Annotated in this window: 15 protein-coding genes; 4 read left to right on the forward strand and 11 right to left on the reverse strand. The window is 66.3% G+C overall.

The window, feature by feature from the left end:
• Positions 1 to 105: 105 nt before the first annotated feature.
• The 4 genes from fliP to fliF are packed head-to-tail and all read right to left on the reverse strand — an operon-like array spanning position 106 to position 3742.
• Complete coding sequence (fliP, locus tag E1832_RS07210) at positions 106 to 948, reverse strand: flagellar type III secretion system pore protein FliP (protein WP_245513879.1); 843 nt, start codon at positions 946 to 948, stop codon at positions 106 to 108.
• A gap of 11 nt (positions 949 to 959) precedes the next feature.
• Positions 960 to 1334, reverse strand: a complete 375-nt coding sequence (fliN, locus tag E1832_RS07215) for a flagellar motor switch protein FliN (RefSeq protein ID WP_245513881.1) — start codon at positions 1332 to 1334, stop codon at positions 960 to 962.
• Positions 1335 to 2015, reverse strand: coding sequence for a FliH/SctL family protein (locus tag E1832_RS07220; protein ID WP_133359063.1), 681 nt, complete (start codon positions 2013 to 2015; stop codon positions 1335 to 1337).
• The gene (gene fliF, locus E1832_RS07225; protein WP_133359064.1) at positions 2012 to 3742 is read right to left on the reverse strand and encodes a flagellar basal-body MS-ring/collar protein FliF; all 1731 of its coding nucleotides are present in this window, start codon (positions 3740 to 3742) and stop codon (positions 2012 to 2014) included. Before fliF ends, E1832_RS07220 begins: the two co-directional genes overlap by 4 nt.
• Positions 3743 to 3884: 142 nt before the next feature.
• On the opposite strand from fliF, the gene E1832_RS07230 reads away from it, so the two are divergent.
• Genes E1832_RS07230 through E1832_RS07245 form a run of 4 tightly spaced genes read left to right on the forward strand, consistent with a single transcriptional unit; the run spans position 3885 to position 6489 of the window.
• Complete coding sequence (locus E1832_RS07230) at positions 3885 to 4502, forward strand: flagellar basal body-associated FliL family protein (RefSeq protein ID WP_133359065.1); 618 nt, start codon at positions 3885 to 3887, stop codon at positions 4500 to 4502.
• A 10-nt stretch (positions 4503 to 4512) separates the two neighbouring features.
• Positions 4513 to 5466: a flagellar motor switch protein FliM gene (locus tag E1832_RS07235; RefSeq protein WP_133359066.1), complete on the forward strand. Its 954-nt coding sequence runs from the start codon at positions 4513 to 4515 to the stop codon at positions 5464 to 5466.
• Positions 5447 to 5833, forward strand: coding sequence for a flagellar motor switch protein (locus E1832_RS07240; protein ID WP_133359067.1), 387 nt, complete (start codon positions 5447 to 5449; stop codon positions 5831 to 5833). The genes E1832_RS07235 and E1832_RS07240 overlap by 20 nt, the downstream gene beginning before the upstream one ends.
• 2 nt (positions 5834 to 5835) lie before the next feature.
• Entirely contained in the window at positions 5836 to 6489 is a 654-nt protein-coding gene (locus E1832_RS07245; protein WP_245513883.1) for a MotE family protein, read from the forward strand.
• Between the two features lie 166 nt (positions 6490 to 6655).
• On the opposite strand, the gene flhB is transcribed toward E1832_RS07245, so the two are convergent.
• Genes flhB through flgC form a run of 7 tightly spaced genes read right to left on the reverse strand, consistent with a single transcriptional unit; the run spans position 6656 to position 12540 of the window.
• Complete coding sequence (gene flhB / locus E1832_RS07250; RefSeq protein WP_133359069.1) at positions 6656 to 7789, reverse strand: flagellar biosynthesis protein FlhB; 1134 nt, start codon at positions 7787 to 7789, stop codon at positions 6656 to 6658.
• Positions 7790 to 7793: 4 nt separating this feature from the next.
• Positions 7794 to 8549, reverse strand: coding sequence for a flagellar biosynthetic protein FliR (locus E1832_RS07255; protein ID WP_133359070.1), 756 nt, complete (start codon positions 8547 to 8549; stop codon positions 7794 to 7796).
• A gap of 2 nt (positions 8550 to 8551) precedes the next feature.
• A complete protein-coding gene (flhA, locus tag E1832_RS07260) occupies positions 8552 to 10654 on the reverse strand; it encodes a flagellar biosynthesis protein FlhA (RefSeq protein ID WP_133359071.1) in 2103 nt (700 codons plus the stop codon).
• A 7-nt stretch (positions 10655 to 10661) separates the two neighbouring features.
• A complete protein-coding gene (locus tag E1832_RS07265) occupies positions 10662 to 11477 on the reverse strand; it encodes a lytic transglycosylase domain-containing protein (RefSeq protein WP_133359072.1) in 816 nt (271 codons plus the stop codon).
• 1 nt (position 11478) lies between these two features.
• Positions 11479 to 11748: a flagellar biosynthetic protein FliQ gene (locus E1832_RS07270; protein ID WP_133359073.1), complete on the reverse strand. Its 270-nt coding sequence runs from the start codon at positions 11746 to 11748 to the stop codon at positions 11479 to 11481.
• A 42-nt stretch (positions 11749 to 11790) separates the two neighbouring features.
• A complete protein-coding gene (fliE, locus tag E1832_RS07275) occupies positions 11791 to 12120 on the reverse strand; it encodes a flagellar hook-basal body complex protein FliE (RefSeq protein WP_133359074.1) in 330 nt (109 codons plus the stop codon).
• A gap of 9 nt (positions 12121 to 12129) precedes the next feature.
• Entirely contained in the window at positions 12130 to 12540 is a 411-nt protein-coding gene (gene flgC, locus E1832_RS07280) for a flagellar basal body rod protein FlgC (RefSeq protein ID WP_133359075.1), read from the reverse strand.
• Between the last annotated feature and the right edge of the window lie 5 nt (positions 12541 to 12545).

The following is a 12545-nucleotide window of genomic DNA, read 5'->3' on the forward strand; positions in this document are numbered from 1 at the left end:
AAAATAACCTTCACTATCCATGATGCACAAGGATTAGTCGTACAAGTTAACGATTTATTCTTTCATTCGGCCCGTCGAGCCGATGGAATGGCGGCCGCTCTGCCCCTATCCTCCGCCGGTCGCCGTCAGATAGGATTGCATCAGCGAGCCGGCCAGCATGTACCAGCCGTCGATCAGAACGAAGAAGATCACCTTGAACGGAAGCGACACGATCACCGGCGGCAGCATCATCATGCCCGCGCTCATCAGAACCGAGGCGACGATCAGGTCGATGGCGATGAACGGCAGATAGAGCAGAAAGCCGATGGTAAAGGCGCGGCGCAACTCCGAGATCATGAAGGCCGGGACAATCACCCGCCAGCTGACCTGCGCCGCCTCATCCGGCACGGTGTCGGGATCGGCCTCGCCGGCGATGTCCTGGAACAGCGCGATGTCCTTGTCGCGCGTGTTGGCGAACATGAAGGCGCGGAACGGTTCGGCGATGTTCATCATCGCCTGCTCCTCGGTGATCGCGTTCTGCATCAGCGGCCGCAAACCGCCCTGCCAGGCGTCGTCGAACACCGGCTGCATGACGAAAAAGGTCATGAACAGCGCCATGGCGTTCAGCACCATGTTCGGCGGGGTTTGGTTCAGCCCCAGCGCCGAGCGCAGCATCGAGAACACGATCACAAAGCGGGTAAAACTGGTGGTCACCACCAGCAGCCCCGGCGCGATGCTGAGCACCGTGATCAGGGCGAATATCTGGATCAGCCGCCCCGACAGGCTGGCGCCGGTGTCGCTGCCCGGCGCGGCGCCGCCAAGGGTGCTGGACAGATCGCGGATCAGCCCGCCCAGATCGGTCTCCTGCGCCCGGACCCCGGCGGTCGCCGCCAGCACGGCCAGGGCCGCCAGTCCGCAGACCGGGGCCAGCCTGCGCGGCGCGACAAGGTGGGACAGGAGATGCTGCACGGCCCCTCGCCTCAGGCCCCGGGGATAAAGTCTTTGACGATTTCCCGCAGGGCCACGCCGATGTGATCGCCATTGACCTTCACCAGATCGCCGCGTGCGACCATCCGGTCGTTGATCATGATGTCCACCGGGTCGCCGACCTTGCGGTCCAGTTCGATGACCGACCCCTTGGACAGCTCCAGCAGGTCCGAGATCGGCATCCGGCTGCGGCCCAACACGACACGCACATCCAGCCGCACGTTCAAAAGCGCGTCGATATTGCGACCGCCGCCTACAACCGCCTCGGCCATGTCCTTCAGCGTTTGCCTGTCGTCCGCCTGCGCCGCGTCAGCGCCCGTTTCGGCCACCACGTCCTCTGGCGGGGTCTGGGTTTCCGTATCCGACATTTATCCGACCTTTCCCTGATCGTCGTTCAGTTTCGCCGCCGCCTCACGCAACGCCGACAGCACCACCTCGCAGGCGCGCTCCAGGCTGTAGTCGAGGCGGCCGTTGTCCCAATCGAGCCGCACGTCCCCTTCGCCCAGGCCCTGGTCGGCGATCAACCGGGGGGCGGCGGCCCCGGCGCCCCCCGCCTGCGCCAAACCGGCAAGCTGCGCCTGCAACGCCGGCTCAAGCGTCGGCGCGACCCGGATCGTCATCTGCGGGCTGCCGCCCGCCATCCGCAGGCCGGCGCGGATCTGCGCCCGGGCCAGATCGGCGGAATGCTCGGCCAGCAGGTCCGGCGCGATCCGCTCGCCGATCTCGACCAGCATCTCGACCACGTCGCGCTCCAGCGCCCGGCGGTGGGCACCGTCCTGCGCCAGCAGCTGCGCGAATTGCCCCTGCAACAGGTCCAGCGCGGCGGCGATGCGGGCGGCCTGGCCCGCCTCGGCCTCGGCCCGTGCGGTGGCGGCGCCCTCTGCCCGGCCCTGCGCCAGCGCGGCCTCGCGCGTGTCGGCCAGCAGACGCTCCAGCTCTTCGGGGTTGGGGCCGCGCGGCACCTCGTCCTGACCGGCTGCGGCCTCTGGCTGCGTCTGCCGGTTTGCCGCCATCGCCTCGGCATCGAAATCGCGCAGGAACAGGTTCATCGCGCGTCAGCCTCGGCCACCAGCCAGGAGCGCAGCACCCGCAGCACCTCTTCGGGTTTGTCCTCGGCCAGGGTCTGGATCGCCTCGACGCGCGCCTTGATCAGGCTGCCGCGCACACCCATCGTCTCGATATACTCATGCGGGCCATCGTCGCGCTCGGGGTCAAAGATGCTGGTGTAGCCGGGCGCGCCGCGGTCTTCGCCGGCGACGTCCAGCAGATGCGCCGCGCCCGGTTCGCGTCCCGGCTGGCCGCGCCCGGGCAGGGCGGGCACCCCGGCCTCGCCTCCGTCCGTGATCGCGCCGCCGGGCGCGGCCAGCGCCGCCGCCTCGTCGCCGGCGGGCAGTTCCGGCGTGACCGGTTGCTGCAGGTGGCGCAGCAGCGGACGCACGCCCAGCACCATAACCAGCGCCACGATCAGCAGCGCCAGCAGGCCGCGCAGGAGCGACACGATATTGTTGCCGATCTGCTGCATCAGGCTCAGGTTGACGGGCTCGCCGACTTCCATCGAGTAATCCATGAAGCGCAGGCTGTCGACGGACACGCTGTCGCCACGCCCCTCGTCAAAGCCCACCGCGGTCCGGACCAGCTCGGACAGGCGCTGAAGCTCTTCGGAGCTGCGCTCGGAATAGATCACGTCCGAGCCGTCCACCGTGTAGATGCCGTTGACCAGGACCGCGACCGAGACGCGGCGGACATCGCCGGCCTCGCGCACCACCTCACGGCGGGTGTTGCCGATCTCGTACTGGACGCTTTCGCCGTTTTTCGACTGGGTCGAGGTCGCGGCGCCCCCCGGATCGGCCAGCGCGGCGGGGATGTTGTTCTCGACCCCCACATTGCCGCCACCATCGTTGCCGGCGCGCTGTTCGGTACGGCTGTCGGTCGAGCGCACCACCTGCTGGTCGGGATTGAAGCGTTGCTCGACGATCACCTCGCGGGCCGAGGTCAGATCCACATTGACCCGCACCCGGGCGTTGCCGGCACCGACCCGCGCGGTCAGGATGTTCTGGATCTGCTGCGCCAGCCGGTCCTCGATCGCGGCCTTGGCCGACTGCAGCGTCGCCTGGCCGTCCCCGTCGTTGACCTCGGCCAGAATCGTCTCGCCGCTGGCCGACAGCACGGTCACGCGGCCCAGCTCCAGCTCGGCCACCGAGGAGGACACCAGGTTTCGGATCGCCATCGCCTGCTTGCGCGCGATGGTCCGCCCCGGCACCGCCCGCACGATAACCGAGGCGCGCGGTTCGGGCCGTTCACGCGAAAACGCCTCGCGCTCGGGCAGGACCAGATGCACCCGCGCGCTCTGCACGCCATCCAGCGTCTGGATCGACCGGGCCAGTTCGCCCTCCATTGCGCGCAGGCGGTTCACCCGCTGCATGAACGAATTCATCGCCAGGCCGCTGGCCTCGTCGAACAGCTCCCAGCCGGGATCGCCCTCGATCGGCAGGCCGCTTTCCGCCAGCACCATGCGGGCGCGGGCCAGATCATTTCGCGGCACCGTTACGGCGGAACCGTCCTCGGTCATCATCGCGTCGAACCCCGCCCCGGTCAGCGTGGTTTCGATCGAGGTCGCCGCCGCCATCGACAGATTCTTGTAGACCGTCGCATGATCCCGGCCGGACACCGCCGAAAGCCCCAGAAGCAGCGCCATCACGATTCCGACCGCGACCCCGCCCAGAATCATCAGGCGGGTCCGGCCCAGCCCCTTGAGGGTGTTGATCAAGTTCTGCACGCCAATCCTCGCCAGGTATCTCTCGCCTGTTCTTAGTTCCACGATATTCTATTTTTGGCCATCAAGTAAATAAGGATGTCTATACTTGCATAGAAAAGGAAAAACCGGGATGATGTTCATGATGACAGGTAGAATCTGATCCATGGCGAAACCCGCAAAACAAAAGGCGCGCCCCGGCGCCGCCGAATCCGATACCGGCAAGGAAGGCAAGGCCCGCTCTGCGCGGACTCTGCTGATGGCTGCGGCCTTGTTGTCGGTGGCCTCGCTCGGAGGCGGATTTGTTCTTGCAAGGATAGCGTTCCAGCAGGACGCGGCGAGCTATGAGCCCGACTACGTCGCGGACGACGAGGGCAAGCCCGCAGAGGCGGCGCATGACAAAGAGGCCAAGGCGGACCACCCGGCGCCCGAGGCCGGCGCCGCCGGAGAAGAGGGGCAGGGCAACGACGGGGTGCTGGAATTCGGCGAGATTGTCACCAACATCAACGGGTTCGATACCAGCGGGAAGCCCACCCAATCGTTTCTGAAACTGAACCTGGTGCTGGTCTACCGCCCCGAAGAAGGCGCCGCAGATCTGATGAAGACACGCCAGCCTTTCATGCGCGACCTGTTCACCGGTTATGCGCGCAGCCTGACCGAAACCGACGTGCGCGGCATGGCCGGCGTTCTGAACGTCAAGGCCGAGTTGCTCAAGCGCGCCCGCGCCGCTGCGGGCAGCGATCTGCCGATGGAAATCCTGATCAGCGACCTGATCGTACAATAGGGGGCGCATTTTGAACAAAATCCTGTCCCAAGACGAGATCGAGGCCCAGGGCGGCAATCTGATCGACGAGATCATCCGGATGTCGGATTTCAGCTTTGAGCGGCTGCCGATGCTGGATGTCATCGGCGAGCGGCTGGCCGATTCGATCTCGGTGTCGCTGCCCGACCTCACCGGCGTGATCTGCGAGGCCTCGCTGAGCCAGCTCGACTATGTGCCGATGGCCCAGGCGACGGATGCGCTGCCGTCGCCGGCGATGCTGGCGGTCTGCTCGTCGCCAAGCCTCGATGGAGAGATATTGCTGGCGATGGACGCCACGCTGTTGCTGACCGCGATGGAATTGATGCTGGGCGGCGCGCCGAGGGACGAGGCCCCGCGCCAGCCGGAACGCTTCACGGCGATCGAGCGCGGCTTCGGCCGCCGTCTGGCGACCCTGATCATGACCGAGCTGCAAAACGATTTCGGCCTGGTCGGCGATATAGAGCTGGAGTTGGAGCGGGTCGAAACCGACCCCGACTCAGCCGCCGTCACCCAGCCCGCCAACCTCTGCGTGCGGCTGCATTTCGCCGTCGGGCTGGCCGGGCGGACCGGTGCGCTGGAAGTGATTCTGCCCTATGACGCGCTGGAGCCGGTGCGCGGCAAGCTGGGCAAGATTCATTTCGGCACCCCCTCGGATGACGGCAGCCCCTGGCGGGAACAGCTGTGCGGCCAGATCGAACGCGCCACGGTCGAGCTGGAGGCCGTCCTGGCCGGGGTGCAGCTTTCGATTCAGGACATCATGAAATGGAAGACCGGCGACGTGGTGAACCTCTGGGTCGAGGAGGATCACGACGCCACCGTCGTCTGTGCGGACACCCCGATGTTCCGCGCCGCGATCGGCAAACGCAACAACGGCAACACGGCGATCCGCATCACCGAGGAGCTGGAACCCGAAGAGGAGGCGAACCATGGCCGCAACGATCACTGACATCCTGATCATCCTTCTGCTGGCAGGCAGCGTCGGCTACGGCGTGATGATTTCGCGGCGGGTGCAAAAACTGATGGCCTCGCTCGAGGCGCTGGAGCCGCTGGTGCGGGAATTTTCCGAGGCGGTCGACAAATCCGAAACCTCGGTCAACGCGCTGCGCGACAACCTGGCCGAGGGCCTTTCCGCCCCGCACGATGGCGCCGCAGACGGGGCCGGATACGGGGCCGGGGAAGACGCCGGGGACGCGCCTGCCTTTTCCTCGCGCCGCCATGCGCAACGGCGGCTGCCCGGGGTGCAGGTGGTGCGCGGCAAGCAGGATCTGGTGCGCCGTTTCTTTGAAACCTCGCGCAGCGAATCGAGGGCCTGAGCGTGGCCCGAGCATTGGCCGGCAAATTGCTGATCGGCGGGCTGGCGGTGACAGCCTTTGCCAAGGCCGCGATCTCGTTTCCCGGCCTGCCGTTTCCGTCCGACCAGATGATGCGCCCGGACCTGCCGGTCCGGGTCGCGGTCCAGACCGAGAACCACGAAGCCGTCGCGCTGGATGACATAGCCTCTGTGACCGCGAGGGTGCCGGAGATGCCGGCCCAGTGCGAGACCCCCGAGGAGGTTCTGCAATCGCTGGCGCGGGAACGCGAACTGATCGCCGTCCAGAGGGACGATCTGGACAGCCGACGCTCGGAACTGTCGCTGGCAAAGGAAAAGCTGGAGATCGAAAAGGCGGCGCTGCTGGAGCTGAAGGACGACATCGAGGCGCTGCTGGCCCGCGTCAAAGCCGCCGAGACCGAAGACCTCGACCGTCTGATCGGATTTTACGAGAACATGAAACCGACCGAGGCGGCGCGGATCATGGACGATCTGGACATCGAGGTGACGATCCTGGTTCTGGCCAAGATGAAGCCCCGGGTGGCCGCGCCGATCCTGGCCAAGATGTCCCCGGTGCGCGCCCGCGCGGTCTCCAAGATCATCCTGGAACGCTCGCAACTGCCGGGCGATCAGGATCTGGTGGGGATCCGGTTGAAGTAACTGCGGCAACGCCCGCCGACCCTGAGATCCGACCCTGCGATCCGGCTCTGCCCCGCCCCGGCCCCCGTGCCGGGGCGTTTTCATTGGCCGCAACAGATGCCGTCGGTCATCAAAGCCCACGGCTCGGTTCCCGCGCGGCAAACCGGATGTGTCCGGCGCGGATCCGTCACTCCGGGCCGGTGCGCAGGACCGATCCCTGGGGCGGCTTGCGGTGGCGGTTGTGCTTGAGGTCCAGAACGAAACTGATGATCTCCGCCACGACCTGCCAATGCTCCACCGGCACCGTCTGGTCGATCTCGACCTGGTCGAAGAGGGTGCGCGCCAGCGGCTTGTTCTCGACGATGGGCACGTCGTGCTCATGGGCGATCTCGCGGATCCTGTGGGCCAGCAGATCGGCCCCCTTGGCAACGCAGACCGGCGCCTCATCGACGCCCTGTTCGTATTTCAGCGCCACGGCATAATGGGTCGGGTTGGTCAGGATCACGCTGGCCTGCGGCACGGCCGTGGCCATGCGCTGACGCGACCGGGCACGCCGGATCGAGGCGCGTTTGCCCTTGATATGGGGATCGCCCTCGGATTCCTTCATCTCGTCGCGCACCTCTTTCACCGACATCATCTGGCGGCGGCGCCAGTCGAACCGGTTCCACAGGATATCGAAGATCGCCACCGGCACCAGGAACACCGTCGCCGCGATCAGCAGCCGGCGGGTGGCATCCAGCATGTACCCCGGCAGCGTCTCGGGCACGAAACCGGGGGCCTCCCAGATGCCGCGCACGGCCCGCTCGGTCACCCACAGGGCCAGCCCGCCCACCACCAGCACCTTGATCAGGCTCTTGCCGAATTCCACCAGCGTATTGGCCGAGAACAGCCGCTTCAGACCCTGCACGGGCGAGACCTTGGACAGTTTCGGCGTGACCCGTTCAAGCGCGGCGACGGTTTCCCCCTGGATCAGCACCCCGACCACGCCGCCGGTCAGAATCATCAGGAACAGGGGGGCCAGCACCAGCGCCAGCGACAGGACCAGCTCGCGCAGCACAAGCCCCAGCGCGGTCAGCCCGGCGCGCCCCTGCCCGACCTCGATCTGGCCCGCCCCTTCGATCACCGCGCCAAGCGTTGCGGACAGGCGCGGACCCTGCCAGGGCAGCACAAAGGCGGTCGCCAGCACCAGCGCCAGCACCACCATCATGTTGCCCGTCTCGCGCGATGAGGGGACGTCGCCCTTTTTGCGCGCATCGCGGAGCTTCTTGTCCGTCGGCTCCTGTGTCTGCTGGCTCTTGTCCTGATCCTGGTTGTCGGCCATCGCGTCAGAACCTGAACAGGCCGAACCAGTCGGTGAACTGGCTGATGAAGTAATCCATCATCGAGGGGATCGCGACCGCCAGCACCAGCAGTCCCGAGGCGATCAGCAGCGAGGCCCCGACAAAGAACACCGGAAGCTGCGGCATCATCCGGTTGGCCAGCCCCATGCCAAGGTTCAGGATCACCCCCATGACGAAAAACGGCGCGGCCACGGCGGTGCCGATATAAAGGCTGCGGGCGCCGGCGCGCACGATCTGCTCGGCCAGATCGCCGGGCATCACCGGCCCCGGCGGGAACACCGCATAGCTCATCATCAGCCCGCGCAGGATCACGTGATGGGCATCGGTGGCAAAGATCGCCGCCACCGAGCCGATCAGCAGCAGCGTCGCCACCAGCGTCGCCCCCTCGAACGAGCCGAGCGAGGGACCAAAGGCATTCGCCAGCCCCGAGACCTGCCCGACCTGGTAGCCTGCGAAATCCATCGCCGAGAGCAGCACCCGCGCCACCAGCCCGATCCAGACCCCGATGGTCATCTCCGAGGCCAGAAGCTGTGCCATCCCCACCGGGGTGCCGGGCATCACGGCGGCGATCGGCGTGGCCGGGTAGAGCGCGGCACAGAGCACCAGCGCAAAGGACAGCCGCGCGCGCAGCGGGATCTGGGTTTCACCGAAGCCCGGCAGGAACATCAGCGCGCCGCCGATCCGGGCCACCACCAGCACGTAACCAAAGATCAGCCCGGCGACATAGGCATCCAGCCCCATGGTCACGTTCCGACCGTGGCGACGGTCTTCAGCGCCGCCTTGCGGTGGACCTCGTTATGGGAAATCACCTGGGTGACGGGGCTGACCCGTTCCAGGATCTGGCGCACATAGGGGCGCACGTCCGGGGTCACCAGCAGTGCCGGCCATTCGTCGCCGGCGGCGAATTTCTGGATCTGCTGACGCACCGCCAGCACGAATTCCTGCACCCGGGCCGGGGACATCAGAAAGGCGTTCTCGTCCGCCCCCGGCGAGACCGCGTTGTTCAGCTCGCGTTCCCACTCTGCGCCCAGGACGATCACCGGCACGAAGCCGTTGCCGTCCACCAGCGACTGGCAGATCTGCTTGGAAAGACGGCTGCGCACATGTTCGACGATGGCCCGCAGGTTCTGGGTGGTGGCGGCGGCCTCGGCCACCGCCTCGATGATCCGGGGCAGGTTGCGGATCGAGACCCGCTCGGACAGCAGCGCCTGCAGCACATGTTGCAGCAGCACGGCGGGCGACTTGTTGGACATGTCGCTCAACAGCTTCTGGTATTCCTTGCTCTGCCCCTCGATCAGATCCTGAGTGGCGGAAAAGGTCAGAAGATCCGGCATATGCTCCTTGATCACCTCGGTCAGGTGGGTGGTGACCACGCTTTCGGGATCGACCACAGTCAGGCCGCGCATCTCGGCCTCGGAGGCGCGGGCCTGATCGACCCAGATCGCATTCAGCCCGAAGGTCGGCTCGCGGGTGCGCTCGCCTACCAGGTCGGTCTCGTTGCCTCCGGGGTCGATCACCATCATCGAGCCGGGCCGGACCTCGCCGCGGGCGGTTTCCACACCTTGCAGCGAGATCGCATAGGTCATGCCGGGCAGCGCGTTGTCATCCTTGATCCGGACCGGCGGCATGACAAAACCGAAATCCTTGATGAAGAGGTTGCGCAGGCTTTTCACCTTGCCCGGCAGCGCCGCGTCGGTGGAACTGATCAGCGGCACCAGCGCCGCCCCCAGATCAAGCCGCAGATCGTCCAGCCGCAGCGCCTCGGCGATCGGGTCTTCTGGCTCGCGCCGCTCTTCCGCCCTTTTGGCGGCGGCGACCGTCTCGCGGTCCTGTTCCGCGACGTGTTTCTGCATGACATAGCCGAGCGAGGCCATGGCCGCGGCCAGGACCGAGAACACGATCAGCGGAAAACCCGGCAGAAAGCCAACCATGAAACTGAGCCCGGCGGCCATGTACAATGCCTTGGGGAAATTCCCCAGTTGCGCCAGCACAGCCTCGTTCGCGGCGCCGTGGGTGCCGCTCTTGGTCACCAGCAGGCCGGCGGCCAGCGACACCACCAGCGCCGGGATCTGGGTGACCAGACCGTCGCCGATGGTCAGCACGGTATAGTTGCCGGCGGCGTCGCTGATGCTGAGCCCGTGGCTGGTCATCCCGATCAGAATGCCGCCGATGACGTTGATCAGGGTGATAATCAGGCCGGCGACCGCGTCGCCGCGCACGAATTTCGAGGCGCCGTCCATCGCCCCGAAGAATGCGCTTTCCTCTTCCAGAATGCGGCGGCGCTCGCGGGCCTCCTCGTCGTTGATGATGCCGGCGCCCAGATCGGCGTCGATCGCCATCTGCTTGCCCGGCATCGCATCCAGCGAGAACCGCGCGGCGACCTCGGCGATGCGGGTCGAGCCTTTGGTGATCACGACGAAATTGATGACCACCAGAATCGCAAAGATCACGATCCCGATGACGAAATCGCCCGCCACGATGAACCGCGAGAACCCCTCGATCACCCGGCCGGCGGCGTCCGATCCCTGATGCCCCTGGCTCAGGATCAGCCGGGTCGAGGAGACGTTGAGCGCCAGCCTCAGCATTGTCACGACCAGCAAGAGCGTAGGGAAGGAGTTGAATTCCAGCGGCGTCGGAATCCACAGCGCCACCATCAGGATCAGCACCGCCAGCGACAGCGAGATCGCCAGCCCGAGATCGAGCAGGATCGCCGGCAACGGGATGAACAGCATGCACAGGATCAGCACGACGCCGATGGCAAAGCCGACATCGCGGTTGGCCAGGCCGAATTGCGACAGCCCCTTGGCTGCTCCCGCCGCGGTCGGGTTGACGTCCCGTGCGCTCATCCCGCCCTCACTTCATCGTCCGGTAGGCCGGCAGGACCGGCTGCATCGGGCGGTTGGAATAGATCGAGAACCGCTCGGCCCCGCCCGCGTCCGAACTCCAGTACACCGGCGGTGGCGGCAGTTGTGGCGCTGCGGCTTCGGCCGAGGCCACGTCGAACATGCGCGCGGTGCTGGCCTGGGCGATCAGCGCGCCCAGATGCGCATTGACCACCGAATGGTTGCGCCGCAACGCGCTCAGGTAGACCTCGCTGTAGGTTTCGGTGGCGGAATGATAGCGCCCGGCGGCTTTCCACCAATCGCCGCTTTCGCGGAAGAGGCTCAGCAGGAAGCGGGCGGCGTAGTCCACATTCATCGCGGGATCGAACGCCTGTTCGAGCGAGACAAAGCCGCCGCCGTGCCATTTCTGGTTCACCTGCATGCAGCCCACGTCGATCGAGGCGATACCGGCCTGCTGCCTGGCGCGGACCCATGTCAGCGCCTCGTCCCGGGTGTTGAAAAAGGCGCCCTCGCCGGCGGCGTTCACGGTCCAGGGCCAGACTGTCAGCCCGCCCGGGCCGCGCCGCCCGGCCTCCTGGATGCCGATGGCCAGAAGCATGTTGTCGGGAATGTCATAGCGCGCCTGCGCATCCAGGATCGCCGCCAGGCAATCGGCCCCGCGCAGGGCGGGCGCCGGATCGCGGGCGGGTGCGGCCACAGCGACCGGCGCCGATGAGCGGTAGAACCCGGAAAAGAACTCGGCCCGCGCCGGAAGGCTGCTCCATGCCAGGCCGCCGGCCATGCTGGCCCCGGCCAGTCCGATGCCAAGGGCGAACGCGCCGCGCATCCTAAAGGCCGCCGCTGACGATCAGATCGAATACCCGGTCCGACAGCCGCATCAGCGTTCCATAGATAAACGGCATGGTCAGCGCCAGCGCGGCAAAGATCGCTATGATCTTGGGCACGAAGGTCAGCGTCATTTCCTGGATCTGCGTCAGCGCCTGCACAAAGGAAATCCCCAGCCCGACCACCAGCGCGACCGCCAGCACCGGCGCCGAAGCCAACAGCACCGTGCCGATCGTCAGGCGCAGAACCTCATATGTGCTGACCGTATCCAATAGCGCCCCCGGTTTGGCATTCCTGCCGTGGCGCGGGCGCCGTCAGAGCGGCATCCGCAGAACTTCCTGATAGGCTTCGACCAGCTTGTCGCGCACCGCGATCGAAACCTTGACCGTGCTTTCCATCGCCATGGTCGCCTCGACCACCTGCTGCAGCCCGGCCTTGCCGGTTAGTCCGGCGGCAGCGGTTGCGTCGCCCTCGCGCACGGTGGTGACGGCATCGGCGGCGGCATTGCGGATCATCTGTCCGAAATCCTGCGCCCCGGCGGGATCGAGCTGGCTCCCGGCGGCCTTCTTCCCGGTCAGCTCGCTGGACGCCCCATAGGCCGCCCGGATCGCGGCATTGGGCTGGATCGACGTGAAATCGCTCATGGCTCAGCTCTATTTCAAAAGGTCTATCAACTGGCTGCGCATCTGACGCGCGTTTTCCAGCATGGTCATGTTCGCCTCGTAGCTGCGCGACGCCTCGCGCATGTTGCTCATCTCGATCAGCGGGTTGACGTTGGGCATCTTGACATAGCCGTTCTCGTCAGCCCCGGGATGGGAGGGATCGAAGCGCAGGGAAAACTCGCCCATGTCGCGGGTGATCTCGGCCACGCGAACCATGGCCGCGCCGGTGGCGGCATCGGTGCCCTGGCCAAAACTGATCACCTTGCGCCGATAGGGATCGCCGCCCGCCTCCTGCGCCGTGGTGGACGAGTTGGCGACGTTTTCCGACACCACGCGAAGGCGTTCGCCCTGGACCCGCATGCCGCTGGCGGCGGTGGTTACGATCGAAGACAGAACGTCCATTCAGA

It is taken from the genome of Antarcticimicrobium luteum (assembly GCF_004358185.1).
Taxonomy (GTDB): Bacteria; Pseudomonadota; Alphaproteobacteria; order Rhodobacterales; family Rhodobacteraceae; genus Antarcticimicrobium; species Antarcticimicrobium luteum.

Coding starts and splice junctions, on each gene's coding strand:
- E1832_RS07240 (WP_133359067.1), top strand. CDS start 5,447: ATGGCCGCAACGATCACTGACATCCTGATCATCCTTCTGCTGGCAGGC.
- flhB (WP_133359069.1), bottom strand. CDS start 7,789: ATGGCCGACAACCAGGATCAGGACAAGAGCCAGCAGACACAGGAGCCG.
- E1832_RS07230 (WP_133359065.1), top strand. CDS start 3,885: ATGGCGAAACCCGCAAAACAAAAGGCGCGCCCCGGCGCCGCCGAATCC.
- E1832_RS07265 (WP_133359072.1), bottom strand. CDS start 11,477: ATGCGCGGCGCGTTCGCCCTTGGCATCGGACTGGCCGGGGCCAGCATG.
- E1832_RS07255 (WP_133359070.1), bottom strand. CDS start 8,549: ATGGGGCTGGATGCCTATGTCGCCGGGCTGATCTTTGGTTACGTGCTG.
- fliE (WP_133359074.1), bottom strand. CDS start 12,120: ATGAGCGATTTCACGTCGATCCAGCCCAATGCCGCGATCCGGGCGGCC.
- E1832_RS07220 (WP_133359063.1), bottom strand. CDS start 2,015: ATGAACCTGTTCCTGCGCGATTTCGATGCCGAGGCGATGGCGGCAAAC.
- fliN (WP_245513881.1), bottom strand. CDS start 1,334: ATGTCGGATACGGAAACCCAGACCCCGCCAGAGGACGTGGTGGCCGAA.
- flgC (WP_133359075.1), bottom strand. CDS start 12,540: ATGGACGTTCTGTCTTCGATCGTAACCACCGCCGCCAGCGGCATGCGG.
- flhA (WP_133359071.1), bottom strand. CDS start 10,654: ATGAGCGCACGGGACGTCAACCCGACCGCGGCGGGAGCAGCCAAGGGG.